At 70.4% G+C, this 23,601-nt stretch carries 23 protein-coding genes; 15 read left to right on the forward strand and 8 right to left on the reverse strand.

Annotated features, from left to right (window positions below):
• Positions 1-78: 78 nt before the first annotated feature.
• The 5 genes from AC07FN_RS16025 to AC07FN_RS16045 are packed head-to-tail and all read left to right on the forward strand — an operon-like array spanning position 79 to position 4,933.
• The gene (locus AC07FN_RS16025) at positions 79-1,272 is read left to right on the forward strand and encodes a CaiB/BaiF CoA transferase family protein (protein ID WP_478396303.1); all 1,194 of its coding nucleotides are present in this window, start codon (positions 79-81) and stop codon (positions 1,270-1,272) included.
• Positions 1,269-2,042 (forward strand): crotonase/enoyl-CoA hydratase family protein, encoded by a 774-nt coding sequence (locus tag AC07FN_RS16030; protein WP_478396304.1) that lies wholly within the window; start codon positions 1,269-1,271, stop codon positions 2,040-2,042. Before AC07FN_RS16025 ends, AC07FN_RS16030 begins: the two co-directional genes overlap by 4 nt.
• Positions 2,039-2,773, forward strand: coding sequence for an acetoacetate decarboxylase (locus AC07FN_RS16035; RefSeq protein ID WP_478396305.1), 735 nt, complete (start codon positions 2,039-2,041; stop codon positions 2,771-2,773). The genes AC07FN_RS16030 and AC07FN_RS16035 overlap by 4 nt, the downstream gene beginning before the upstream one ends.
• 14 nt (positions 2,774-2,787) lie before the next feature.
• Complete coding sequence (locus AC07FN_RS16040; RefSeq protein WP_478396306.1) at positions 2,788-3,732, forward strand: 3-hydroxyacyl-CoA dehydrogenase NAD-binding domain-containing protein; 945 nt, start codon at positions 2,788-2,790, stop codon at positions 3,730-3,732.
• Positions 3,733-3,748: 16 nt separating this feature from the next.
• Positions 3,749-4,933 (forward strand): acyl-CoA dehydrogenase family protein, encoded by a 1,185-nt coding sequence (locus AC07FN_RS16045; protein WP_478396307.1) that lies wholly within the window; start codon positions 3,749-3,751, stop codon positions 4,931-4,933.
• 85 nt (positions 4,934-5,018) lie between these two features.
• Here AC07FN_RS16045 and AC07FN_RS16050 read toward each other — a convergent pair whose 3' ends face one another.
• Positions 5,019-6,446: an MFS transporter gene (locus AC07FN_RS16050; RefSeq protein WP_478396308.1), complete on the reverse strand. Its 1,428-nt coding sequence runs from the start codon at positions 6,444-6,446 to the stop codon at positions 5,019-5,021.
• 60 nt (positions 6,447-6,506) lie between these two features.
• On the opposite strand from AC07FN_RS16050, the gene AC07FN_RS16055 reads away from it, so the two are divergent.
• Complete coding sequence (locus tag AC07FN_RS16055) at positions 6,507-7,031, forward strand: winged helix-turn-helix transcriptional regulator (protein WP_478396309.1); 525 nt, start codon at positions 6,507-6,509, stop codon at positions 7,029-7,031.
• A gap of 54 nt (positions 7,032-7,085) precedes the next feature.
• Here the strand turns inward: AC07FN_RS16055 and AC07FN_RS16060 are convergent, their stop codons facing one another.
• Positions 7,086-7,952, reverse strand: coding sequence for a helix-turn-helix transcriptional regulator (locus AC07FN_RS16060; protein ID WP_478396310.1), 867 nt, complete (start codon positions 7,950-7,952; stop codon positions 7,086-7,088).
• A gap of 123 nt (positions 7,953-8,075) precedes the next feature.
• On the opposite strand from AC07FN_RS16060, the gene AC07FN_RS16065 reads away from it, so the two are divergent.
• Positions 8,076-8,981, forward strand: a complete 906-nt coding sequence (locus AC07FN_RS16065) for an SDR family NAD(P)-dependent oxidoreductase (RefSeq protein WP_478396311.1) — start codon at positions 8,076-8,078, stop codon at positions 8,979-8,981.
• A 43-nt stretch (positions 8,982-9,024) separates the two neighbouring features.
• Here AC07FN_RS16065 and AC07FN_RS16070 read toward each other — a convergent pair whose 3' ends face one another.
• Positions 9,025-9,465, reverse strand: coding sequence for a VOC family protein (locus AC07FN_RS16070; protein WP_478396312.1), 441 nt, complete (start codon positions 9,463-9,465; stop codon positions 9,025-9,027).
• 617 nt (positions 9,466-10,082) lie between these two features.
• Positions 10,083-12,239: an excinuclease ABC subunit UvrB gene (gene uvrB, locus AC07FN_RS16075; protein ID WP_478396313.1), complete on the reverse strand. Its 2,157-nt coding sequence runs from the start codon at positions 12,237-12,239 to the stop codon at positions 10,083-10,085.
• Positions 12,240-12,347: 108 nt separating this feature from the next.
• On the opposite strand from uvrB, the gene AC07FN_RS16080 reads away from it, so the two are divergent.
• The 3 genes from AC07FN_RS16080 to AC07FN_RS16090 all read left to right on the forward strand — a co-directional run bounded on the left by AC07FN_RS16080 (position 12,348) and on the right by AC07FN_RS16090 (position 14,083).
• Positions 12,348-12,779 carry an SPW repeat protein gene (locus AC07FN_RS16080; protein WP_452618127.1) on the forward strand — a complete coding sequence of 144 codons (432 nt, stop codon included), beginning with the start codon at positions 12,348-12,350 and terminating at the stop codon, positions 12,777-12,779.
• Positions 12,780-12,873: 94 nt separating this feature from the next.
• A complete protein-coding gene (locus AC07FN_RS16085) occupies positions 12,874-13,470 on the forward strand; it encodes a ribonuclease FAU-1 family protein (protein ID WP_478396314.1) in 597 nt (198 codons plus the stop codon).
• Positions 13,471-13,576: 106 nt separating this feature from the next.
• Entirely contained in the window at positions 13,577-14,083 is a 507-nt protein-coding gene (locus tag AC07FN_RS16090; RefSeq protein WP_478396315.1) for a DUF402 domain-containing protein, read from the forward strand.
• A gap of 45 nt (positions 14,084-14,128) precedes the next feature.
• Here the strand turns inward: AC07FN_RS16090 and AC07FN_RS16095 are convergent, their stop codons facing one another.
• A complete protein-coding gene (locus tag AC07FN_RS16095) occupies positions 14,129-14,779 on the reverse strand; it encodes a response regulator (RefSeq protein WP_207954460.1) in 651 nt (216 codons plus the stop codon).
• Positions 14,776-15,930, reverse strand: coding sequence for a sensor histidine kinase (locus AC07FN_RS16100; RefSeq protein ID WP_478396316.1), 1,155 nt, complete (start codon positions 15,928-15,930; stop codon positions 14,776-14,778). The genes AC07FN_RS16095 and AC07FN_RS16100 overlap by 4 nt, the downstream gene beginning before the upstream one ends.
• Positions 15,931-16,113: 183 nt before the next feature.
• On the opposite strand from AC07FN_RS16100, the gene AC07FN_RS16105 reads away from it, so the two are divergent.
• From AC07FN_RS16105 to AC07FN_RS16115, 3 genes are all read left to right on the forward strand, one after another.
• Positions 16,114-16,662, forward strand: coding sequence for a GlcG/HbpS family heme-binding protein (locus tag AC07FN_RS16105; RefSeq protein ID WP_478396317.1), 549 nt, complete (start codon positions 16,114-16,116; stop codon positions 16,660-16,662).
• A gap of 61 nt (positions 16,663-16,723) precedes the next feature.
• Positions 16,724-17,482 carry an ankyrin repeat domain-containing protein gene (locus AC07FN_RS16110; protein WP_478396318.1) on the forward strand — a complete coding sequence of 253 codons (759 nt, stop codon included), beginning with the start codon at positions 16,724-16,726 and terminating at the stop codon, positions 17,480-17,482.
• Between the two features lie 163 nt (positions 17,483-17,645).
• Entirely contained in the window at positions 17,646-18,353 is a 708-nt protein-coding gene (locus tag AC07FN_RS16115; protein WP_478396319.1) for an ankyrin repeat domain-containing protein, read from the forward strand.
• A 7-nt stretch (positions 18,354-18,360) separates the two neighbouring features.
• Here the strand turns inward: AC07FN_RS16115 and coaE are convergent, their stop codons facing one another.
• Together coaE and rpsA are read right to left on the reverse strand one after the other, a co-directional pair.
• Positions 18,361-19,551, reverse strand: coding sequence for a dephospho-CoA kinase (gene coaE / locus AC07FN_RS16120; RefSeq protein ID WP_478396389.1), 1,191 nt, complete (start codon positions 19,549-19,551; stop codon positions 18,361-18,363).
• Positions 19,552-19,745: 194 nt separating this feature from the next.
• A complete protein-coding gene (rpsA, locus tag AC07FN_RS16125; protein WP_478396320.1) occupies positions 19,746-21,248 on the reverse strand; it encodes a 30S ribosomal protein S1 in 1,503 nt (500 codons plus the stop codon).
• A gap of 292 nt (positions 21,249-21,540) precedes the next feature.
• Here rpsA and AC07FN_RS16130 point away from each other — a divergent pair, with 292 nt between their 5' ends.
• Together AC07FN_RS16130 and AC07FN_RS16135 are read left to right on the forward strand one after the other, a co-directional pair.
• Positions 21,541-22,395, forward strand: coding sequence for a class I SAM-dependent methyltransferase (locus AC07FN_RS16130; protein ID WP_132487613.1), 855 nt, complete (start codon positions 21,541-21,543; stop codon positions 22,393-22,395).
• 241 nt (positions 22,396-22,636) lie between these two features.
• Positions 22,637-23,566: an N-acetyltransferase family protein gene (locus AC07FN_RS16135; protein ID WP_478396321.1), complete on the forward strand. Its 930-nt coding sequence runs from the start codon at positions 22,637-22,639 to the stop codon at positions 23,564-23,566.
• Positions 23,567-23,601: the final 35 nt, after the last annotated feature.

Genomic DNA, 23,601 nt, shown 5'->3' on the forward strand with positions numbered 1-23,601 from the left:
GCCGCCCCATCCCGGCCTAACGTAGTTAGCGAAGCAAACAAAAGCCGGGACAGCTCCCCTTTCCCACCTGGAGCGGCGATGATGACGAATTCCGCACCGAGCACCGGAGGCAGGTCCGGCCCGCTGGCCGGCGTCCGCGTGATCGACATGGCCACCGTGGTGATGGGCCCCTACGCCGCGCAGATCCTCGGCGACCTCGGCGCCGACGTGATCAAGATCGAGTCACCGAAGGACACCGCGCGCTTCGGCACCCTGCACCGCACGCCCGGCATGACGCCGCTGGCCCTCAACGTCAACCGCAACAAGCGCAGCGTCAAGCTCAACCTCAAGGACGACGCCGACCGGGAACGCGCGCTGGAGCTGATCGGCAGCGCCGACATCCTGATCACCAACATGCGGATCGGCGCCCTGCGCCGCCTGGGCATGGACTACGAGAGCCTCGCCGCCGCCAACCCGCAGCTGATCTACGCGCACGCGCAGGGCTTCCGCCCCGACTCCGACCGCGCCGACCTCGCCGCCTACGACGAGACGGTGCAGGCGGCCTCCGGGCTGCTGGACGTGGCGCAGCGCGCGGGAGACATCGGCGAACCGGTGGTGCTGCCGAGCATCTTCGCCGACAAGGTCGCGGCGCTGACCATCGCCTACTCGGCGCTCGCGGCGCTGGTGCACCAGCGGGCCACCGGGCGGGGCCAGCTGGTCGAGGTGCCGATGGCCGACACGCTGCTGGCGTTCAACCTCGTCGAGCACCTGCAGGGCCGCACCTTCGAGCCGCCGATGGGCCCGACCGGGTTCGCGCTGTCGATGAACAAGGGCCACCGGGCGCGCCCCACCAAGGACGGCCTGGCCATGATCATCCCCTACTCCCCGCAGAACTACCGCGACCTCTTCTGCGCCGCCGGCCGGCCCGACCTGGCCGAGGACCCGCGGGTCAACGGCGAGTTCGTCGACGTCCGCCGCGACGGCGAGGCGATCTCCGAACTGGTCGAATCGGTCACCCCGAGCCTGACCACCGAGGAGTGGATCGAGGTGTGCACCAAGCACAGCATCCCGGTCGGCCCGGTGCTCCGGCTCGACGAGGCGGCCGACGACCCGTACGTCCGCGAAGGGCACCTGCTGGACGTCGCCGAGCACCCCAGCGAGGGCAGCTACCGCGTCGTCGGGGTGCCGATGAACTTCTCCGCGACGCCGGCCTCGGTCCGCAGGCACGCCCCACTGCCCGGCCAGGACACCGAAGAGGTCCTCGCCGAACTCGATGCGCGGAGGCTCGCATGACCGCCCCGAACACCGCGGTGCAGACCGAAACCGTCGGCTCCGTGCTCGTGATCACCATCAACCGCCCGGCGGCGCGCAACGCCATCGACGCCGCCGCGGCCCACGGCATCGCGGCCGCCATCGACGAGCTCGACGCCAACCCCGACCTGCGCGTCGGCGTGCTGACCGGCGCGGCAGGCACCTTCAGCGCGGGCATGGACCTCAAGGCCGCCGCGCGCGGCGAGTCGCCCACCGCGCCGGGCAAGGGCTTCGGCGGCCTCACCGAGGCCGAGACCGGCAAGCCGCTGATCGCCGCGGTCGAGGGCTACGCCATGGGCGGCGGGTTCGAGCTGGCGCTGGCCTGCGACCTGGTGGTCGCCGCCGAGGGCGCGCGGTTCGCGCTGCCCGAGGTCAAGCGCGGCCTGATCGCCGGTGGCGGCGGCGTGATCCGGCTGCCGAAGCGGATCCCGCACCCCCTGGCGATGGAACTGCTGCTCACCGGCCGCGCCATCGATGCGGCGCGGGCCCGCGACCTCGGCCTGGTCAACCGGCTGGTGGCCGACGGCGAGACCGTCCCGGCCGCGCTGGAACTCGCCGCCGAGGTCGCCGCGAACGCGCCGCTGGCGCTGGCCGCGGTCAAGAACGTCGTCCGGCTCGCCGACGGCATCTCCGACGCCGAGGCGTTCACGTTGCAGCGCAACGAAACCCGCACCCTCCGGGAGTCCGCGGACTTCGCCGAAGGCGTCCAGGCGTTCACCGACAAGCGAACTCCGAAGTGGACCGGACGATGAACCGCGAACAGATCCTGCGCAGCCTCAACACGCCGCTGACCAACCCGGCCTACGCGCCGGCCGTGGCGAGGTTCACCGACCGCGAGTACCTCAACATCGTGTACCGCACCGATCCCGAGGCGCTGCGGGCGGTGGTCCCGGAGCCGCTGGAGTTCGACGAACCACTGGTGCGCTTCGAGATCATGCAGATGGGCGACGTCACCTCGTTCGGCCCGTACGTCGAGGCCGGGCAGGCGATCCCGGTGCGCCTCGGCGATGAGCACGGCGAATACCTGCACGCCATGTACCTCGACAACTTCCCGGCCACCGCGGCCGGTCGCGAGGCCAGCGCCTTCCCGAAGGTGATGGGCAGCCCGGCGCTGTACGTCGACAACGCCGCGCTGGTGGGCACCCTGGACTGCGGCACGCTGCGGGTCGCGACCGCGACGATGGGCTACAAGCACCACCCGCTGGACCTCGACGAGGCCAAGGCGCAGATCACGACGCCCAGCTACATGCTCAAGATCGTGCCCGGCTACGACCACCGGCCGCGCGTGTGCGAGCTGGTGCGCAGCCAGATCACCGACGTCGTGGTGAAGCAGGCCTACACCGGCCCGGCCCGGCTGCAGCTGTTCGAGCACGTGCTCGCGCCGGTGGCGGACCTGCCGGTACGCGAGATCGTCTCGGCGAGCCACATCCTCACCGACCTCACCCTGGGCGGCATCGAGCCCGTCCACGACTACCTGGCCTGACCCGGGAGGACATCATGCATCCACAATGGACGAAGGTGGCGGTCGTCGGGGCCGGGACCATCGGACTGTCCTGGGCCGCGCTGTTCGCCTCGCGCGCCATCGAGGTGCGCATCAGCGATCCGCGCGATGACCTCGCCGACGTGGTGCGCGACGCGATGCCGATGCTGGCCGCGAGCATTCCCGGCGCCGACGCCGACGACCTGCTCGGCCGCATCCGGCTCACCGGCGACCTCGCCGAGGCCGTCGCGGATGCCGAGCTGGTGCAGGAGAACGGCCCGGAGCGGCTGGAGTTCAAGCAGCGGCTGTTCGCCGACATCGCCTGCCTCGCACCGGAGAACGCGGTGCTCGCGTCCTCCAGTTCCGGCATCATCGCCTCGGCGATCGCCGCCGAACTGCCCGACGAGGTGGCCGCCCGGCTGCTCATCGCCCACCCCTTCAACCCGCCGCAGGTGGTGCCGCTGGTCGAGATCGTGCCCGGCGAGCGCACGGCGGAGGCGGTCGTGGTGGCCGCGATCGAGTTCTACCGGGCGCTGGGCAAGACCCCGGTGCGGCTGCACAAGGAGATCCCCGGCTTCGTCGCCAACCGGCTGCAGAGCGCGATCATGCAGGAGTCGATCTTCCTGGTGCAGGACGGGGTCGTCCGCGCCGACGAGCTCGACGAGGTGATGAAGGCGTCGCTCGGCGGCCGCTACGCGGCGGTCGGCCCGTTCGAGAGCTTCCACCTCGGCGGGGGGCCCGGCGGGATCCGGCACATGATGGCCCACCTCGGTGTGGGCATGGCGGAACGCTGGAAGGACCTCGGCCACCCGGAGCTGACCCCGGAGACGATCGCCGCCGTCGCCGACCAGACCGAAGCGGCCTACGGCGCAGGCCCCGAGGAGTACCGGGGGCGCTCCGAACTGCGCGACCGCAAGCAGAACGCGCTCAACACCGCACTGCACGACATCGAGCACAACTGATTTGAGGATCATCGCAATGCCCAAGCCCGCCAATGCAAATCCTGATTTCTTCGGCTTCTACGACCTGCTGAGCGAGTCCGAGCGCGCCGAGCTCGCCGAGATCCGCGCGTACCTGGAGCGCGAGATCAAGCCGCTGGCCAACGCCGCGTGGGACAAGGCCGAGTTCCCGTTCGAGGTCGTCGAGAAGTTCGCCAAGCTCCAGCTGGCCGGCTACCAGTACCCCGAGTACGGCGACGGGAAGCAGCGCAGCCCGCTGTTCACCGGATTCCTCAGCCTGGAGCTGAACCGGATCGACCCGTCCCTGGCGGTGTTCTCGGGTGTCCACACCGGACTGGCGATGGGCAGCATCTACAACGGCGGCGACCAGGAGCAGCGGGACCGCTGGATCCCGGACATGGCCGACATGACCAAGGTCGGCGCGTTCGCGCTGACCGAGCCGGAGGGCGGCTCCGACGTCGCCGGCGGCATGCGCACCACCTCGCGCCGCGAGGGCGGCCGGTGGGTGCTCAACGGTGCGAAGCGATGGATCGGCAACGGCACGTTCGCCGACCTCGTCGTGGTGTGGGCGCGCGACGAAGCCGATGACCAGGTCAAGGGGTTCGTCGTCGAGAAGGGCACGCCCGGCTTCACCGCCACCAAGATCGAGGGCAAGATCGCGCTGCGCACCGTGCAGAACGCCGACATCGTGCTCGACGACGTCCGCATCCCGGAGGCCAACCGGCTGCAGAACATCAACAGCTTCCGGGACACCGCCAAGGTGCTGGCCAAGACCCGCGGCGGCGTGGCGTGGCAGGCGCTGGGCGTGGCGGTCCGCGCCTACGAGCTGGCCCGCGAGTACGCGGTGCAGCGGGTGCAGTTCGGCAAGCCGATCGGCGGGTTCCAGATGATCCAGGACCTGCTGGTGAAGATGCTCGGCAACATCACCGCGATGTTCGGCATCGTGGTGCGCCTCAACGAGCTGGTCGCGCAGGGCCGCGGCGGCGCGGAGCAGGCGGCGCTGGCCAAGGCGTTCACCACCACGAAGATGCGCGAGGTGGTGGCCTGGGCGCGCGAGCTGTTCGGCGGCAACGGAATCGTGCTCGACTACGAGGTCGCGAAGTTCTTCTCCGACGCGGAAGCGGTCTACTCCTTCGAGGGCTCCCGCGAGATGAACACCCTGATCGTCGGCAAGTCCATCACCGGCCTCAGCGCCTTCGCCTGATCGCCGTCGTGAAAGCCGTCGCCTGAACGGCTTCGGTCCCGTGAGTGCTTTGGGGTGCCATAGCGCCCCAAAGCACTCAAGGTGCCTACTTCCGCAGCGGGCCTCGTTCGCCCCCGCGCCCGAACCGGACCAGCGCCAGCACGGCGGCGGCGCCGGCGAGGGAGACGACGCCGGTGAGGACGGCGACGTGGTTCCAGCCGGACAGCCGGGCGGCGATGTCGTCGTGCGGGGCGGCGGCGAGAACACCGACGACGGTGACGCCGATCGAGGCGCCGACGTAGCGGGTGGTGTTGTTCATCCCGACCCCCACCGCGGCCCGGTCAGGCGGGACGGTCGCCGTGGCCTGCCGTCCCAGACCGGCGTTGAGCACGCCGGTGGCGACGCCTGCCACGAGAAGGCCGGGGATCAGCTGCCCGGCGGTCGAATCCGCGCCGAGCCCGGTGAGCATCAGCAGGCCGATGCCCGTGACCACGAGCCCGATCGCCAACTGCGCCGTGCCGGTCAGCCGTGCGACGAGCCGGCGGCTGAGCACGGCCGAAACGGCGCTGGTGCCGGACCACAGCCCGAGCAGGGCACCGGCCTCCAGGGTGCTCATCCCCATGCTGGTGACGAGGAAGGTGCAGGCGAACGACATCAGTGCGATCACACCGGCGCCGGTGACCGCGGCCGCCATCGTGGCCGCCGCGAAGTCACCTCGGCGGAACAGCGCGAACTCCACCATCGGCGACCGGCTCCGGAGCTGGCTGATGGCGAAAGCCGTCAACGCCACCGCCGCACCGCCGCCGCAGGCCAGCGCCGGCACGAGTCCGCCTTGGCGCACTTCGACCAGCGCGACCAGCAGCAACCCCATCCCGCCGGTCATCAGCGCGGCGCCGAGCAGGTCCAGGCGCCGGCCCGGGATCACCGCGGTCTCGGGGAAGCACCACCGCGAGGCGATGGCGATGCTCACGCCGACCGCGGCCAGCAGCCAGTACGGCGCGCTCCACAGGCCCGCGAGATCGAACAAGCCGGTCATCAGCGGGCCGAGCGCGATGCCGAGGCCCATGCTCGCGCCCCACCAGCTGGCCGCCGCCGAGCGGGCCCGGGCGTCGCTGTTCACCGCTGCGACGAGACCCAACCCGGTAGCGATGACACCGGCCGCGCCAACGCCTTCGACGAGCCGCCCGATGACGAATTGCGTCGCCGTGGCCGAGGTGGCGCACACCGCGGAGCCGACCGCGAACACGTACGCGCCGAGTTCGAAGACCCGGCGGCGGCCGGACTGGTCGGCCAGCGCGCCCGCGGCCAGCAGGCTCACCGCGAGGCCGGTGCTCATCGAGCTCAGGATCCACATGGTGGCTCCCGGTCCGGCGGCCAGCGCGCCGGTGAGCGTCGCCGCGTTCCCCAGCGGACCCGAGTAGGCCAGCATCGCCCCGAACGTGCTCAGCGACGTCAGGACGAGCGCCGCCGCGAATGATCCGCTCGCACCGCTGGTGCGCCGGTTCGTGGCATCGCGAAGACTTAGTCTGTTCACCAGACCATAGTTGCACGACGATGGTCTGGTGAACAGACCGCATCGCGGTACAATCGCGTCGTGGCACTCGGAACCGGATACGACCAGCAGGGTTGCTTCCTGGCCCGCGCACTCGAAGTGGTCGGCGAGCGCTGGACCCTCCTGATCCTGCGCGACTGCTTCTACGGCGTGCGGCGCTTCACGGACCTGCGCGAGCACCTCGACATCTCCCGAGCCGTGCTCACCGACCGGCTCGACACCCTGGTCGAGGCGGGCGTGCTGACCCGGGACGATGCGGGCGGACACCCGGAGTACCTGCTCACGCAGGCCGGCCGGGCGCTGTGGCCGGCGATCTTCGCCCTGTCCAAGTGGGGCGAGCGGTACACCAGCGGGCCGCACCCCGCCCGGATCTTCAGCCACGCGGCATGCGACGCCGACATCGACGAGTCCGGACGATGCCCCGCGTGCGGCCGGCACCCGGACCCCGACGACCTCGTCGTCCGCCTCGGCCCCGGAACGAACGCGATGCAGCGCAGCGACCGCGTAGCCCGAGCCCTGCAGAACCCCCACCGAATGCTGACCCCGATCGGCACCGCGACCGACTGATCGGCCGGGGCGCCGCGCCGGCGCGAACCGAACCGGGCCCGAGCAAATACCCCATCACTGCACGCAGAACTCGTTGCCCTCCGGCGCAGAGCAGGTGATCTGGCCGCAGGTGACGCGGAGGAGGTCGAGTTTTCCGGCGTCGGTGGTGCCGGTTGCTGCGGTGTAGGTGACCATGCGGAGGTCTGCGCCCGGGACCAGGAGAACGTCGCAGTCAAGCCGGATCTCGCCGACGTTCGGGTGGTGGATCGTCTTCTGCTCGCTCGTGTGCTGGGCAGCGGACTCCGTGACCCAGTGGTGCGCGAAGGCTTCCGATTCCGCACGGAGGTCCCGGACGAGGCGGTTGAGCCGGGCGTCGGCGGGATAGCGGGAGACGGCGTCTTTGAGGTCGGCGACGATCGACGCTTCGAAGACGTCGAGTCCGCGTTCGGTCTCAACGGGCGGCAGGGCGGTGCCATTGCCGAACAAGGCTCGGGCGAGGTTGCGTTGCTCGACCGGGAGCGCGGAGGGATCGCCGTTGAGGACGCACCACATGGCGTTCCACCACACCAGCGTCCAGTCCGCCGTGAACACGCCGATCGGGACGTCGCCCAGGCGCACGGCGAGCCGCTGGACGCTCGCGGGAATGTGGGCACTGATCGTGCCGTCCTGCGGCGGCAGGAGTCCGGCGCTGCGGTAGAGCTGGTCGCGTTCGGTCCGGGAGAGCTGCAGGGCCCGGGCGAGGGCGCCGACGACCTGGGCGGAGGGGTTCTTCGCGCGGCCCTGCTCCAGACGCAGGACGTAGTCGACCGAGAGTCCGGCCAGCTGGGCGAGCTCCTCACGCCGCAGTCCGAGCGCACGCCTGCCGCGCGTCGCGGTGAAGCCGGCGTCGACGGGTGAAAGCCGGTCGCGCCAGCCGTGGAGGAGCTCGCCGAAGTCAGACATGAGTCCATTCTGGCGGCGATCGTTGAGCCTGGGTATTGCGAGTCCTAGGGACATCCAAGTCACTGGCCGGCTGCGGCGGGTGCGAGGAAGTTCGGTGTGCACCAACCAGCAAGGGAGCCTTCCGTGCAGCACACCATCGTGATGACCGGCGCGAGCGGCGGTATCGGCCGGATCGCCGCCGAGCACATCCTGCGCCAGTCGCCGGACACCCATCTCGTTGTCGTCGTCCGCGAATCCACCGGCACGCAGTTCGGCAGCAACGTCTCGTACGTCGTGGCGGACCTGAACTCGCTGAAGAGCGTCCGATCGGCCGCTGCCGAGATCCGGGACCGGCTCGACCGGGGTGACCTGCCGCCGCTGCGGCACTTCGTGGGCAACGCGGGCATCCAGTACACCAACAACCTCACCGAGGGCCCCGAGCGGATCGAGTCGACGTTCATGGTGAACGTGCTCGCCAACCACATGTTCGTCCGCACACTCGAAGACCGCTTCGCCGGCAGCGGCCGGATCGTGGTCACTGTCAGCGACACGCATTTCGGCGATCTCAAACACAACATCGGCATGGTGCCCGGCCCGGCATGGGACTCACCCGATGTCCTCGCCCGGACGCGTGCCTTCCCCAAGCCCGAGACCGCAGCCGCAGGGCGTACCGCGTATTCGACCAGCAAACTGGCCGCGATCTACCTGGTACACGAGTACGCGCGCCGCCTGCCCGCCGGGATCGACGTCATCTCCTACAACCCGGGCTTCGTCCCCGGCACCGGTCTCGCCCGCAACGCCGGTCCCATCGACCGCTTCCTGATGCGCAGAGTCCTGCCACTGCTGGCTTTCACACCGTTCGGCACCCACCGCGACGATGCAGGCCGCTACCTCGCCGAGGTCGTCCTGGGCAGCACGCAAGCCCCGACCGGTTCCTACATCGACCGCGACAAGGCGACCCGCTCCGCAGAAGAGTCCTACCACCCGCAACGTGAACAGGAACTTTGGGACGCCGCCGAACGACTAATCGCCCTTGATCCGGCGAAATGACGTACGGCCGCCCGGCTTCGGGGAGAGCGTCGACGGAGCTGTGTCACTGCACGCAGAACTCGTTGCCCTCGGGATCACGCAGGACGATGCAGTAGCCGTTGGGTTCGTCCACCTCGCGCACGTAGGTGGCCCCCGCTGCGTTGAGGCGCTCGACGTGCTCGGCGATGATCCGGCGGCGCTCGGCGGTCTTGTCGAGCGCCAAGCCGCGCTGGCTGACGTTGACGTCGAGGTGCACCCGATTCTTCGCCGTCTTGCCCTCGGGCACGCGCTGGAAGAAGATCCGCGGCCCGTCGCCCGCCGGATCCATCACCGCGGCGAAGGCGTCCCACTTCTCCTCCGGCAGCCCTATCTGCCGCCCGAACTGCGCCCACGACTCGAATCCCGGTGGCGGCGGCTGGAGCTCGTACTCCAGCGCAACAGCCCAGAACGCCGCCAGCCGCGCCGGCTCGCGGGCATCGAAGGTCACCTGAAACGCCAGGCCCATCACGACCACCTCCGACGCGGACCGTAGCGTCGGGCACCGACAGGTCAGACGGCCGCCAGGACGACGTCGGTCTGCGGGAAACCATCTCCGGCGCACAGCAGCGGCTGCCCGGTCACGCAGGCGACCGCGTAGGTCGGGCAATCGCCGAAGTCCAGCCCCGCCGGATGCCGCCCCTTCCCGAACTGCTCGCAGATCTCGACCGCGACCTTCCGGTGCTGCGCCCCGCAGTCGATGACCTCGACGCCCGCCTCCTCGAAGAGGCGGGCGAGCAGGGTCCGAGCGCAATTTCCATTGAGCCTTTTTCATCCTGGTCGGCCCGCAGCCGCGAGTCGCAAAGTTGCATGTCGATGAGGCGCCGCATGCGCCGCAGGCGCATAACCCACCTACGACACTGGCACCGCCGCGGGTTCACGGTGCCCACCCCCTCCGGGGTTCCCTCGGCGAGGACGGCCCTGACGCCGTGTATTGGGCATACATAAGTCAGGGCACCCACAGTCCAGGGAGCCTCTGAGGTTCCGCTACCCGCACCGCCACGCAAAACGAGGCTGGAAAAACCTCAATGAGAATCGAAGCTTCGATTTCAATGGAAATTGCGGATCCCCCCGCCGGACGCGCGGTCACTCGATGCCGGCGGCGTCCATGCCGCGGATCTCCTTCTTCAGGTCGTGGATCTCGTCGCGCAGCCGCGCCGCCAGCTCGAACTGCAGCTCGCGGGCCGCGTTCATCATCTGGTCGTTGAGCTGCTGCACCAGGTCCGCCAGCTCCGCGCGCGGCATCGACTTGATGTCGCGGTCCTCCAGCAGCCCGGCGCTGGCCACCGACTCCCCGGTCGGCTTCTTGCCGCGCGAGACGTTGCGGCCGGAACCGCCGACGGCCACCGACTCCTCGGTGTCCTCGGACTCGGAGTACACCCGGTCCAGGATGTCGGCGATCTTCTTGCGCAGCGGCTGCGGGTCGATGCCGTGCTCTTCGTTGTAGGCCTTCTGCTTGGCGCGGCGCCGGTTGGTCTCGTCGATGGCGTGCCGCATCGAGTCGGTGATCCGGTCCGCGTACATGTGCACCTGGCCCGACACGTTCCGGGCCGCGCGGCCGATCGTCTGCACCAGGCTGGTGCCGGAGCGCAGGAAGCCCTCCTTGTCGGCATCCAGGATCGAGACCAGCGAGACCTCCGGCAGGTCCAGGCCCTCGCGCAGCAGGTTGATGCCGATCAGCACGTCGTACTCGCCCAGGCGCAGCTGCCGCAGCAGCTCGACCCGTCGCAGCGTGTCCACCTCGGAGTGCAGGTACCGCACCCGGATGCCCAGTTCGAGCAGGTAGTCGGTGAGGTCCTCGGCCATCTTCTTGGTCAGCGTGGTGACCAGCACCCGCTCGTCGCGCTCGGCGCGCTCCCGGATCTCGTGCACCAGGTCGTCGATCTGGCCCTCGGTGGGCTTGACGATCACCTCGGGGTCGATCAGCCCGGTCGGGCGGATCACCTGCTCCACGAACTCGCCGCCCGCCTGCGCCATCTCGTACGGGCCCGGCGTCGCCGACAGGTACATCGTCTGGCCGATCCGGTCGGAGAACTCCTCGAACGTCAGCGGCCGGTTGTCCAGCGCGCTGGGCAGCCGGAAGCCGTGCTCGACCAGGGTCCGCTTGCGGGACGCATCGCCCTCGTACATGCCGCCGATCTGCGGCACCGTGTAGTGCGACTCGTCGATGACCAGCAGGAAGTCGTCCGGGAAGTAGTCGATCAGCGTCGCCGGCGCCGATCCGGCGGGACGGTCGTCGATGTGCCGGGAGTAGTTCTCGATGCCGGAGCAGAACCCGACCTGGCGCATCATCTCGATGTCGTACTGGGTGCGCATCCGCAACCGCTGGGCCTCCAGCAGCTTGTTCTGCTTCTCCAGCAGACCCAGCTGCTCCTCGAGCTCGGCCTCGATGCCGCGAATGGCCTTGTCCATCCGGTCCGGGCCGGCCACGTAGTGCGTCGCCGGGAAGATCCGCAGGTCGCGCACCTCGCGCACGACCTCACCGGTCAGCGGGTGCAGGTAGTGGAGCCGGTCGATCTCGTCGCCGAAGAACTCCACGCGCACCGCGAGCTCCTCGTAGGCCGGGATGATCTCCACGGTGTCGCCGCGCACCCGGAACGTGCCGCGGGCGAACGCGATGTCGTTGCGGGTGTACTGGACGTCCACCAGCGCGCGCAGGAACACGTCGCGGTCGATCTCGCCGCCGACCTCCAGCGGGATGGCCCGGTCCAGGTACGACTGCGGGGTGCCCAGGCCGTAGATGCAGGACACCGACGAGACCACCACGCAGTCGCGGCGGCTGAGCAGGTTCGACGTGGCGGAGTGGCGCAGCCGCTCGACGTCCTCGTTGATCGACGAGTCCTTCTCGATGTAGGTGTCGGTCTGCGGGACGTAGGCCTCGGGCTGGTAGTAGTCGTAGTAGCTGACGAAGTACTCGACGGCGTTGTCCGGGAAGAAGCCGCGCAGCTCGTTGGCCATCTGGGCGGCCAGCGTCTTGTTCGGCTCCAGCACCAGGGTGGGCCGCTGGATGCGCTCGATCAGCCAGGCCGTGGTCGCCGACTTGCCCGTACCGGTGGCCCCGAGCAGCACGACGTCCTTCTCGCCGGAGTTGATCCGGCGCTCCAGGTCCGCGATCGCCTGCGGCTGGTCGCCGGCGGGCTGGTAGTCGCTGACCATGCGGAACCGGCCGCCGGCCCGCGGGATGTCGCTGACCGGCCGGAACTCGGAACGGGCCAGTACGGGGTGCTCAGTCGCGAATGCCACGACAACCAATGTACGAGCCCACCCCGACATCGTGTCGCGTCACGGGGTGCTCAAACGGCCACCAGGGCAGATAATGGATTGCGTCACCCCAGTGCAGGAGGTGGTGTGATGTCGAGCAGCGCACCGATCGCTGGGCATCCGGATCTCACCGAGATGCGCCTGCGCTACGAGCGGGCGGCGGAAACTCCGACCGCTCAGGTGGCGGACGGCTTCACCGTGCTCGGTGGCCTGTTCGTCGCATTGTCACCGTGGATCACCGGCTTTCACGCAATGACGCCGTCGTTGACGCTGAACAACCTGGTCACCGGTCTGACCGCGACCGTTCTAGGGCTCTCGTTCGCGGCCGCCTACCACCGCACGCACGGCATCGCCTGGACTGTTCCGGTGCTGGGTGTGTGGACGATCGTGGCCGTATTCATCATGAGCGGCACCGCCATCACGACCAGCAGCGTGCTGTGCAACGTGATCGGCGGAGCGGTCCTGATCCTCGCGGGTTTGGGCACGATGGCTCCGGCCTACGCCACCCGCGCGACGACCTGACCCCGACCGATCGGAGGTGACGGAACACAAGTGGTGAAGGAATAGCGGGCGCGACGACCTTCGGACGTCGCGCCCGCCCGCATACAGTGGCAGGGTGACCACGCAGCGCGAGATCGCCGAACAGCTCGGCCTGCCCGTTCACCCGCCGAAGGTCGAGGTCTTCGACCTCGTGGCGAACACCAACACCGATCCCAAGGGCCACGTGCGCCCCGTGACGCATTACGCGCGCGAGCCCTTCGGCCTCTACCTGGCCCGTCCGATGCCCGGGCATCCCCGCATCGCCGCCCTCGAATCCTGGCTGCTGCCCTCGCTGGGGCTGCGCGTGACCCGCTGGTACTGGCATCCCGGCCACGAAGACGACGTGGACTTCTACATCGACGTGGCGGACGTCGAGCCGGGCGAACGGCAGTGGCGGACCGTCGACCACTACCTGGACATCGTGGTGCGGGACGGGCGCGCGGCGGAACTGCTGGACATCGATGAATTCGTGATCGCGGTGCGCGCGGAACTGCTCGATCCGGAAACCGCGGAACGCGCGATGCGACGCGCCTGCGCCGCCGTCGACGGCCTCGCGAGGCACGGGTACGACCTGTCGAAGTGGTTGCGCGACAACGGAATCGAGCTGTCGTGGCGTGGGCAACCCGTCCAAGATCCCGTACCGGACCAGCGGACGCTACCGCCATCCCGGTGATGATCCCACCACGCACCGAATTGATATTCGACGAGCTCCGAAAAGTTACGTTAAAAACTGGTGCTGTCGATCTTTCAACGCTGTTTTCCCGTTACTGTCTGACGCCGTGAGCGCTGCGATTTCACCCCAACTGGTTGAAGTTATCGACGTCTTCAGCTCGCAGCGTAGGGAGTCGTCCGGTGTCGTCGCGCCGCTGGAGGTCTGCCACGTCGAGCGCTGGGGGCTCTCGGTGGAATGCCCGACACCGGACGCGGCGGACCACGCCGCCGAGATCACCTGGCTGCTGCCCGACCTCGGGCTGCGGCTGACCCGCTACCGCCCGCGCCGCAGGCACTCCCGCCGCGGGCCGAGCCTGCTCACCGCGGTCCACATCGAGCGGGAAACCCGCTCCTGGACCACCACCGACCTGCTGCTGGGCCTGGAGGTCGAAGAGCACGGTCGGCCGCGGATCACGCGCGCGGCCGAGTTCGCCGCCGCTGTCGGCAACGGCCTGATCCGGCTCAGCGAAGCCGACTACGCGCTGCGCACGGTGCACCGCACGCTCGACGAGGTGACCCGCCACCGGGACATCAACCAGTGGCTGGCCCACCGGGGCATCTTCGACATCTGGTGACCAGAACCGCGTCCCGGGCGGTTCCGAGGCGACCGCTCCTGGCGGTCAGCGGGGCGGGCCGCCGTCGAGGCGGATGAGGCGGCGCTCGACCGCCGCGCTCACCGCCGCCATCCGGCTGTCCACCCCGAGCTTCGAGTAGATGTGCACCAGGTGCGTCTTCACCGTCGCCTCGCTGATGAACAGCTTCTTCGCCAGCTCCTTGTTGCCCAAGCCCTGCGCCAGCAGCTCCAGGATCTCCACCTCCCGGGCGCTCAGCGACTGCTCCGGCGCGCGGCTGCGCTGCAGCAGCCGGGACGCGATCTCCGGCGAGAGCATGGTCTTGCCCTGCGCGGCCGCCCGGATCGCCTGGAACAGCTCCTCCGGCGGGCCCGCCTTGAGCAGGTAGCCGGTGGCGCCCGCGTCGATGGCGCGGGTGATGTCGGTGTCGGCGTCGTAGGTGGTCAGCACCAGCACCCGCGGCGGGGTGTCCAGCGCCAGCAGCCGCCGGGTCGCCTCCACGCCCTCGACGCCGTCGCCGAGCTGGAGGTCCATCAGCACCACGTCGGGCCGGAAGGCGTCCGCCTGCCGCACGGCCTCCACCGCGGTCGCGGCCTCGCCGACGACCTCGATGCCCGCATCCCCGGCGAGCAGCGCCTGCAGCCCGGCCCGCACCACCGGGTGGTCGTCGACCACCAGCACCCGCACCGCGTCCGTCACGAGATCCCTCCCACCGGCAACGTCGCCGCCACCGCCGTGCCTTCGCCGGGCCGGCTCTCCACCGCCAGCTTGCCGCCCGACTGCTCCACCCGCGCCCGCATCCCGGACAACCCGTAGCCGCGCCCGGCGCCGGGGCTCGGGGCGGCCGGGTCGAAACCGGTGCCGTCGTCGCGCACGTCCAACGTGACCTCATCGTCCAAATAGGACAACGTCACCCCGGCGATGCGCGCCGCGCTGTGCTCGCGGACGTTGGCCAGCGCGCCCTGGGCGACCCGCAGCAGCACCGCGTCGTCGGCCGCCCTGGTCGGCAGCGGCTCGCCCACCACCTCGAAGCGGACCTCCACGCCCGACTCCGCCGCGGTCCGGTCGGCCAGCTCGCGCAGCGCCTCCGGCAGCGACTGCCGTTCGAGCGCGGCCGGCGCGAGCCCGCGCACGAACCTGCGGGCCTCAGCGAGGTTGTCCTCGGCGACCTCCCCCGCGCGCCGCACGTGCTCGTTGGTGTCGCCGCCGCGCTCCGCCGCCTGCAGCAGCATCCGGATGCTGGACAGGCCCTGGGCGATCGTGTCGTGGATCTCGCGGGCCAGCCGCTCGCGCTCCCAGCTGATGCCCGCCTCGCGCTGGACTTCGGCCAGCTCACCGCGCGTGCGCACGAGCTGGTCGATCAGCGCCTTGCGGCGTTCGCTCTCCCAGCGCAGCTCCAGGAACACCGCGGTGGCCATCGTCGCGACGGCCAGCGGCACCAGCACGTCGACGACCTCGAACCTCGGCGCCAGCCGCAGCTGCCCGAAGATCACCGTCGCGGTCAGCAGCACCACGGCGATGATCAGCGGCTTGGGCCGCAGCAGTCGCAAGCAGACGAAGAACAGCGGCACCGCGCACCAGCTGAAGCTCGGCGCCACCAGCACCAGCGCGCACCAGAGGGCGACCACCGCGACCAGCCACAACTGCCGCACGCGCTTGCTCTGCCCCCAGAAGACCACACCGAGCACGTAGACCACGACCAGCGCCCCGGAAAGGACCAGCAGCAGCGGCGTCACGCCCGCCAGGCCGTGCGCGGCGACGTAGCGCGACGCCGAAGACGCGAGCAGCACGAAGAAGCCCACGTGCATGGCGCGGTACAGCCAGCCTCCCGGCCGGAGGTCGTCGGTCAATGCGGTCCTCTCGTCGCGTCGAAGACACGAACCTAGACGGCGCGTCCCGAGCCCGCATCAATGGATCGGTTGATCCGGGATCCACCGGGCAAGGGCGTCGAACGATCCTTTCCGACGACGTCCGGAGCCCGCCTGCGACGGAAGCTTGGAGCACAAGCCAATCGGACCTAGGAGCGAATTCCGATGCAGTCCACCACCCGCAACCGCGCCATCGTCGGCACCCTGGTCGGCCTCGGCATCCTCGGCGGCGCCACCGGCCTGACCGTCGCGCAAGCCGACCCGGTCCAGCAGCAGGCCCCGCAGCGCCCGCCGGCCGCCGTCCTGCAGCAGCCGGTGCTGAGCATCGACGCCGCCACCAAGGCCGCGCAGGCCGCGCTCGACGCCGCCGAGGCCAAGGGGCAGCGCGTCACCGTGTCCATCGTGGACCGCGCGGGCAACGAGCGGGTGCGCCTGACCGGCGACGGTGCGGGCCCGCAGAGCGGCGAGTCCGCGAAGCGCAAGGCGTTCACCGCGGTCGCCTGGGGTCGCGCGACCTCCGAGCTGGGCAAGCAGGCCACCGGTGACGGCGCCACGCTGCGCGACATCCCGGGCACGCTGTTCCTCGGCGGCGGCGTCCCGGTGATCGCCGGTTCGCCGATCGCGGGCATCGGCGTGGCCGGTGCGCCCAGCGGCGACCTGGACGAGGAGTTCGCCCGCGCCGGGCTGCAGGCCATCCAGGCCGAGCTGCGGTAACACCCCCGGGCCGGTCCTCGGTGTCGCCGGGGACCGGCCACCACCCGAGCAGGAGGATCCGATGAGGACCGCGCACACGGGCGCGATCGGTCGACGAGTGGCGGTCGGGATGTTCGCCGTGATCGCGCTCGCCGCCTGCGCCCCGGCCGAGCCGCCGACGGCACCAGCGACTCCCCCGCCGCCGCCCGCGGCACAACAACAGCCCGCCCCCGAGCAGCACGCGCCCAACCCCGCGGCGGATCAACAGCTGCTGAGCGCCGCCGACGACGGCGATCTCGAGCAGGTGCGCGCCGCACTCGCCGTCGGCGCCAACGTCGAAGCCCGCGACGAGCGCGAGCGCACCCCGCTGCTGCTGGCCGCGCTCGCCGATCACGTCGACGTCGCCCGCGAGCTGGTCAAGGCCGGTGCCGATCCGGACGCGCAGGACGATCGCCGCGACAGCGCCTTCCTGGTCACCGGAGTGACCGGCAGCGTGGGCATGCTCGAAGCGCTGCTGCCCGCGAACCCGGACTTCGCGCTCACCAACCGCTTCGGCGGAACCGCGCTGATCCCGGCCGGTGAGCACGGGCACGTCGAATACGTGCGCGCCGCGGTGAAGACCGGCATCGACATCAACCACGTGAACGACCCCGGCTGGACCGCGCTGCTGGAAACCGTGGTGCTCGGCGACGGGAGCGAGCGCTACCAGCAGGTCACGCAGCTGCTCGTGGACGCGGGCGCCGACGTGAACATCCGCGACAGCAACGGCATGACGGCGCTGCAGCACGCCGAACGCAACGGCTACACCAAGATCGCCGAGATCCTCCGCTCGGCGTCCTGATCGCGGTGGCGCGGACGACCCCCGAAATCGCCCCACCGCTCGGGGTGGCGGGCAACGATGCTCCCCACCTCTCGTGAGTGTTCGTTCCGGTAAGAACCGGAGCGAACACTCACGAGCGCTGCCGGGCCGGCAGGTTCGGTCACCGGTGGCGGAGGATGATCCGATGGGCACCGCACGCACCGGTGCGATGCCCGGCGAGCAATGGCTCGCCACCCGTGCCACCGGCGCAATTCCCCCGTCGCCGGGAGCACCGCAGCTCAGCCCGGAAAGGCTCCCGATACCGATGGCGGATCAACAACTCCTGCAGGCGGCCCGCACCGGCGACGTCGACGCGGCCCGTGCCGCGCTCGCCGCGGGCGCCGACGTCGAAGCCCGCGACGAGCACCAGCGCACTCCGCTGCTGCTGGCCTCGCTGGGCGATCACGTCGACGTCGCCCGCGAACTCGTCGAGGCCGGTGCCGACCCGGACGCGCAGGACGACCGCCGCGACAGCGCCTTCCTGGTCACCGGAGTGACCGGCAGCGTCGCCATGCTCGAAGCGCTGCTGCCCGCCAACCCCGACTTCACGGTGACCAACCGCTTCGGCGGCATCGCGATCATCCCGGCCAGCGAGCGCGGCCACGTCGACTACGTGCGCGCAGCGGCCCGCGCCGGCCTGAACGTCGACCACGTCAACCGGCTCGGCTGGACGGCGCTGCTCGAAGCGGTGATCCTCGGCGACGGAAGCCGCCCGTACCAGGAGATCGTGCAGATCCTCCTCGATGCGGGAGCGGACGCGAACATCCCCGACCACGACGGCGTCACGGCGCTCCGGCACGCCGAGAACCACGGCTACGCCAAGATCGCCGAGATCCTCCGCTTGGCGACCTGAGCCGGGCTCAGCCGGCCCAGCCGGTGTGCTCGGCCCACTGCCAGGCCCTGGGGAGCGCCTCCGCGAACCAGGGTTCCTTGGCGTCCGCGTAGGCCCCGTGGTCCGGGTCGGCGGCGTGCTCCGCCGCCACCTTCCGCTTGAGCGCGAGGTATTCGTCGCGGACGGCTTCGTCGGCGCGCAGCCACGCCGGGAACAGCAGGGCGACGCGCTGACCCGGCGTTCCGTCGACCCGGACGTGCAAGTTCGCGTAGCGGCCCGGGTCGGCCGACACGTGGATCCGCTTCTCCCAGAGCGCCGGATCGGGCGCGAAGGTGTGCGGGGTGTCGCCGCGGATGTCCGGCAGCACCGGGAAACCGGCCTCGCCCAGCGGCCCGGCGAGCGCGTCCGCGTCGGCCAGCGACCGGACCGTCAGCTGCAGGTCGATGATGTCCTTCGCGGGCAGGCCGGACACCGAGGTCGAGCCCACGTGGTCGACCCGCACGGCCTTGTCGCCCGCCGCGCGTTCGATCCGGGCGATCAGCCGCCGCGCCTGCCGCGGCCATTCCGGATCCGGATCGACCAGCTCGGGCGCCCGCTTCGGCGGGCGGCGGCGCAGCCGCACGTTCTCCTCGAACGGCACCAACCGGTCCTGCCACAGCGCATCGACCTGGGCGTGCACGGCATCGACCGAACCGCTGTTGTCCAGCCACACGTCCGCGACCTCGCGCCGCTGCTCGGTGGTGGCCTGCGCGGCGATGCGGGCGCGGGCGTCGTCCTCCGACAGGCCGCGGTCGATCAGCCGCCGCACCCGGTCGGGCTCCGGCGCATCGACGATGACCACCAGGTGGTAGTTCGGCGCGTAGCCGACCTCGACGAGCAGCGGCACGTCGTGCACCACGACCGCGTCGGCGGGCGCTTGCGCCATCCGCTCGGCCGTCAGGTCGCGGATCTTGGGGTGTGTGATCGCGTTGAGGTCCGCGCGCGCTTCGTCGTCGCCGAAGACCTTGCCCGCCAACGCCGGGCGGTTCAGCGCGCCGTCGGCGTCCAGGATGTCCTGGCCGAACCGCTCGACGAGTTCGGCCAGCCCCGGCGTGCCGGGCTGCACCACCTCGCGGGCCAGCGCGTCGGCGTCGATGAGCACGGCGCCGCGCTCCACCAACCGCCGGGCCACCGTCGACTTGCCGGACCCGATTCCACCGCTCAGTCCCACCCGCAACACGAAACCCATCTTGCCAGCCCACCGGGCCGCGCGGACCGACGACCCGGGGCGAACGGCCTGTTCACCCCGATAGACGAGACGAACAGGCCGTTCACCTCCGCAACTCAGCTGAGCCGGGTTCCGGAAAAGACTCACGGCCCCGCACCTCGGAAGGTGCGGGGCCGTGGTGTTGCCTCAGCCGCTAGGCGTCAGGCTCACGCGCCGCCGGAGAGCTTCTCCCGCAGCGCCGCCAGCTGCGCGTCGCTGGCCAGCGAGCCGCTGTCCTGCTCGTCGCTCGAAGCCGACGAGTAGTTGCCGCCACCGCTGGCCGGCTCCTCGCCGCCACCGGCCGCGGCGGCCGCAGCGGCCTCCGCGTCGGCCTGGCGGGCCTTGACGATCTGGGCGATGTGCTTCTCGTAGCGCGTGTGGGCCTCGGCGTACTGCCGCTCCCATTCCTCACGCTGCTTCTCGTAGCCCTCGGTCCACTCCTGGGTCTCCACGTCGAAGCCCTCGGGGTAGATGTAGTTGCCCTCGTTGTCGTACTCGGCCGCCATCCCGTACTGGGTGGGGTCGAACTCCGAGTCGGGGCTGAAGCCCTCGTTGGCCTGCTTCAGCGACAGCGAGATCCGGCGACGCTCCAGGTCGATGTCGATGACCTTGATCATCACCTCGTCGCCGACCTGGACGACCTGCTCCGGGATCTCCACGTGGCGCTCGGCCAGCTCGGAGATGTGGACCAGACCCTCGATGCCCTCGTCGACGCGGACGAACGCACCGAACGGCACGAGCTTGGTGACCTTGCCCGGCACGATCTGGCCGATCGCGTGGGTGCGGGCGAACTGGCGCCACGGGTCTTCCTGGGTGGCCTTCAGCGACAGCGAGACGCGCTCGCGGTCCATGTCCACGTCGAGGACCTCGACGGTGACTTCCTGGCCGACCTCGACGACCTCGCTCGGGTGGTCGATGTGCTTCCAGGACAGCTCCGAGACGTGCACCAGACCGTCGACCCCACCGAGGTCGACGAACGCACCGAAGTTGACGATGGAGGACACGACGCCCTTGCGGACCTGGCCCTTCTGCAGCTGGTTGAGGAACTCGCTGCGGACCTCGGACTGGGTCTGCTCCAGCCAGGCGCGGCGGGACAGGACCACGTTGTTGCGGTTCTTGTCCAGCTCGATGATCTTGGCCTCAAGCTCGCGGCCGACATAGGGCTGCAGGTCGCGGACACGGCGCATCTCGACCAGCGACGCGGGCAGGAAGCCGCGCAGGCCGATGTCGAGGATGAGGCCGCCCTTGACGACCTCGATGACGGTGCCCTTGACCGGCTCGTCCTTCTCCTTGAGCTCCTCGATGGTGCCCCAGGCGCGCTCGTACTGCGCACGCTTCTTGGAGAGGATCAGCCGGCCTTCCTTGTCCTCCTTCTGGAGAACAAGGGCCTCGACGAAGTCGCCGACGGTGACGACCTCGGCGGGGTCGACGTCGTGCTTGATCGACAGCTCGCGGGAGGGGATGACGCCCTCGGTCTTGTAGCCGATGTCAAGCAGCACCTCGTCGCGATCGACCTTGACGATGGTGCCCTCAACAATGTCCCCATCGTTGAAGTACTTGATGGTCTGGTCGACGGCGGCGAGGAAGTCCTCCTCCGTCCCGACGTCGTTCACTGCGACCTGCGGCTTGGTGGCGGCTGCAGTCGGGACGGTGGTGGTGTCGGTGGACATCAGGTGGGTTGCTCCGGTACGGATAGTTTGGTCGCTGGATCTACGTTGTTGCCGCGCCCCGGGCCGGGACCAGCTGATCCGCTGGACCAGCCAGATCCCGCTCCGTCGACCGTCCCCACCACCGGTGCGACCCGGCAGTCGGAGCCGTCGGCGAAAGACCCACGACGCGGGCGGTATCGTACGCGCTTTCTCGATCGTCGGGCAAACCCCGGTACGCCCGAAAGACCGACCGGTCCCGGGCGAGGAGAATGCCCCACGTCCGAGCAATACCCGATATCGGCGGGGAGAACCCTTGGCACGAGCCGATGACCCGGAACACGACGAGCTCCAGAGTAGCTCCGCGGAGCGACTGTTGGGCACAACGGGTGTGAGCAAACGCACTGTCGACGCGGCGGAATCGCGGGGCGCGAGCCGGCTGTGGTGGGACGCCGACGCCGACGACTACCAAGCCGAGCACGGCGCGTTCCTCGGCGACAGCGACTTCATGTGGTGCCCGGAGCGGCTGCGCGAGGCCGACGCCGGACTGCTCGGCGACGTCCGCGGCAAGCGGGTGCTGGAGGTCGGCTGCGGCGCGGCGTCGTGCTCGCGGTGGCTGGCAGACCAGGGCGCGCACCCGGTGGGGCTGGACATCTCGGCCGGGATGCTGCGGCACGCGGTCGCGGGCGGCGAGCGCAGCGGGACCGCGGTGCCGCTGGTGCAGGCGAGCGCGGATTGCCTTCCGTTCGCCGACGCCTCCTTCGACCTGGCCTGCTCGGCGTTCGGCGGGGTTCCGTTCGTGGCCGATGTCGGCGCGGTGTTCCGGGAGGTCGCGCGGGTGCTGCGGCCGGGCGGCCGATGGGTCTTCGCGGTGACGCACCCGATGCGGTGGATCTTCCCCGACGATCCGGGGCCGACCGGGCTGACCGCCACGCACTCCTACTTCGACCGCACGCCGTACCTGGAGGTCGACGACGCGGACCGGGCCACCTACGTCGAGCACCACCGCACCCTCGGCGACTTCGTCCGGGAACTGGCCGGCGCCGGGCTGCGCCTGGTCGACCTGATCGAGCCGGAGTGGCCGGCGGGGCACACTCAGACCTGGGGGCAGTGGAGCCCGCTGCGCGGACGCCTGTTCCCCGGGACCGCGATCTTCGTCTGCCACCGCTGAGGGAGAATATTTCCAGGCTCGTTTTGCGTGGCGGCGCGAGTTGCACCCCTGCGGGAATTGCGGTCGCCGCCTGAACCGTGGGAGCCCCGACTTGCGCATGACCAGCGGCATCGGGACTGTCCTCGCCGGACGACGTCCGAGAACCCGCGGCGGCGCAAGTTGCGCAGGTGGGCCCAAGCGCCTTCGGCGCTTCAAGAACGAGTACCCAAGTCAACAGTCGAGACAGCGCTGAGGGGAAGTCGTGGCGACTGCACAGGAGTTGATGCGGGCGCAGCTCGCGCGGTTCGCCGCGCTGGACCCGCAGCTGCCCGAGGCCCACCAACTGCCGGCCGGCGCCGAGGCGATCGTGGCCCGGATCCCCGGCGGCGGCACGGCCGCCGGGCTCGCCGCGCGGAACTCGAGCCCGCCGGGGTCGGCGCAGAGCCTCTGGCAGGCCGGCGAGGTCTTCGAGCTCTTCCCCATCATCGGCGAGCAGCCCCACGCCGGCATGGACGCGCTGCTGCACACCTGGCGCGAGTGGCTGGCGACGCAGGCGCCGGGCCCCAACTCGGCCTGCACGGTCGTGTGGCCGAGCCGGGACGTCGAGGCGACCAGGGCGTTGCTGGATCACGGTTTCCTGCCGCTGGCCTGCCTCGCCGTGCGCCCCACCGCGCCGGTTGCATATACGAAACTATCTGGTACCGTAAACATACGTCGCGCCGGACCGGCCGACCTCGACGCCGTCGTCGAACTCACCCTCAGCGAGCTCGAATACGCTGCCATGGTCGGCACGTCGACGTACCGACCAGACGCTCCGCAGCTGAAGCGGACCGCTGCGCACGTGCGTCTGCACTCCAGCGATCCGGTATGGCTGGCGGAGCAGGACGGGACGCCGGTCGCGGTCGCGGAGTGCGGCTGGGTCGACACCGCCAAGTCACCCGGTGGCTCCCGGCTCAGGCCCGGCACGTGGGCGTACGTCAACTGCGTGTCGGTGCAGGAGAAACTCCGCGGCACCGGCGTCGGCCAGCAGCTGATGGCCACGGCTCACAACGAGTTCGCGCGTGCCGGAGCCGTCGGCAGCTTCCTGTACTACAACCCGCCCAACCCGTTGTCCTCGGTGTTCTGGCCCCGCCAGGGCTACCGGCCGCTGTGGACGATGTGGGAGGTGCGCCCGGCCACCGCGCTGCGCTGAGGCTCGCGCGGCCGGCGCGCCGGTCGTGAAAGTCG

Source organism: Saccharopolyspora sp. NPDC045941 (assembly GCF_056431445.1).

Bases quoted from the DNA above. Each gene is read 5' to 3' on its own strand.
- AC07FN_RS16025 (WP_478396303.1), top strand. From the start codon at position 79: ATGATGACGAATTCCGCACCGAGCACCGGAGGCAGGTCCGGCCCGCTG.
- AC07FN_RS16030 (WP_478396304.1), top strand. From the start codon at position 1,269: ATGACCGCCCCGAACACCGCGGTGCAGACCGAAACCGTCGGCTCCGTG.
- AC07FN_RS16035 (WP_478396305.1), top strand. From the start codon at position 2,039: ATGAACCGCGAACAGATCCTGCGCAGCCTCAACACGCCGCTGACCAAC.
- AC07FN_RS16040 (WP_478396306.1), top strand. From the start codon at position 2,788: ATGCATCCACAATGGACGAAGGTGGCGGTCGTCGGGGCCGGGACCATC.
- AC07FN_RS16045 (WP_478396307.1), top strand. From the start codon at position 3,749: ATGCCCAAGCCCGCCAATGCAAATCCTGATTTCTTCGGCTTCTACGAC.
- AC07FN_RS16060 (WP_478396310.1), bottom strand. From the start codon at position 7,952: ATGTCTGACTTCGGCGAGCTCCTCCACGGCTGGCGCGACCGGCTTTCA.
- AC07FN_RS16070 (WP_478396312.1), bottom strand. From the start codon at position 9,465: ATGGGCCTGGCGTTTCAGGTGACCTTCGATGCCCGCGAGCCGGCGCGG.
- AC07FN_RS16080 (WP_452618127.1), top strand. From the start codon at position 12,348: ATGTCGAGCAGCGCACCGATCGCTGGGCATCCGGATCTCACCGAGATG.
- AC07FN_RS16105 (WP_478396317.1), top strand. From the start codon at position 16,114: ATGCAGTCCACCACCCGCAACCGCGCCATCGTCGGCACCCTGGTCGGC.
- AC07FN_RS16110 (WP_478396318.1), top strand. From the start codon at position 16,724: ATGAGGACCGCGCACACGGGCGCGATCGGTCGACGAGTGGCGGTCGGG.
- AC07FN_RS16115 (WP_478396319.1), top strand. From the start codon at position 17,646: ATGGGCACCGCACGCACCGGTGCGATGCCCGGCGAGCAATGGCTCGCC.
- rpsA (WP_478396320.1), bottom strand. From the start codon at position 21,248: ATGTCCACCGACACCACCACCGTCCCGACTGCAGCCGCCACCAAGCCG.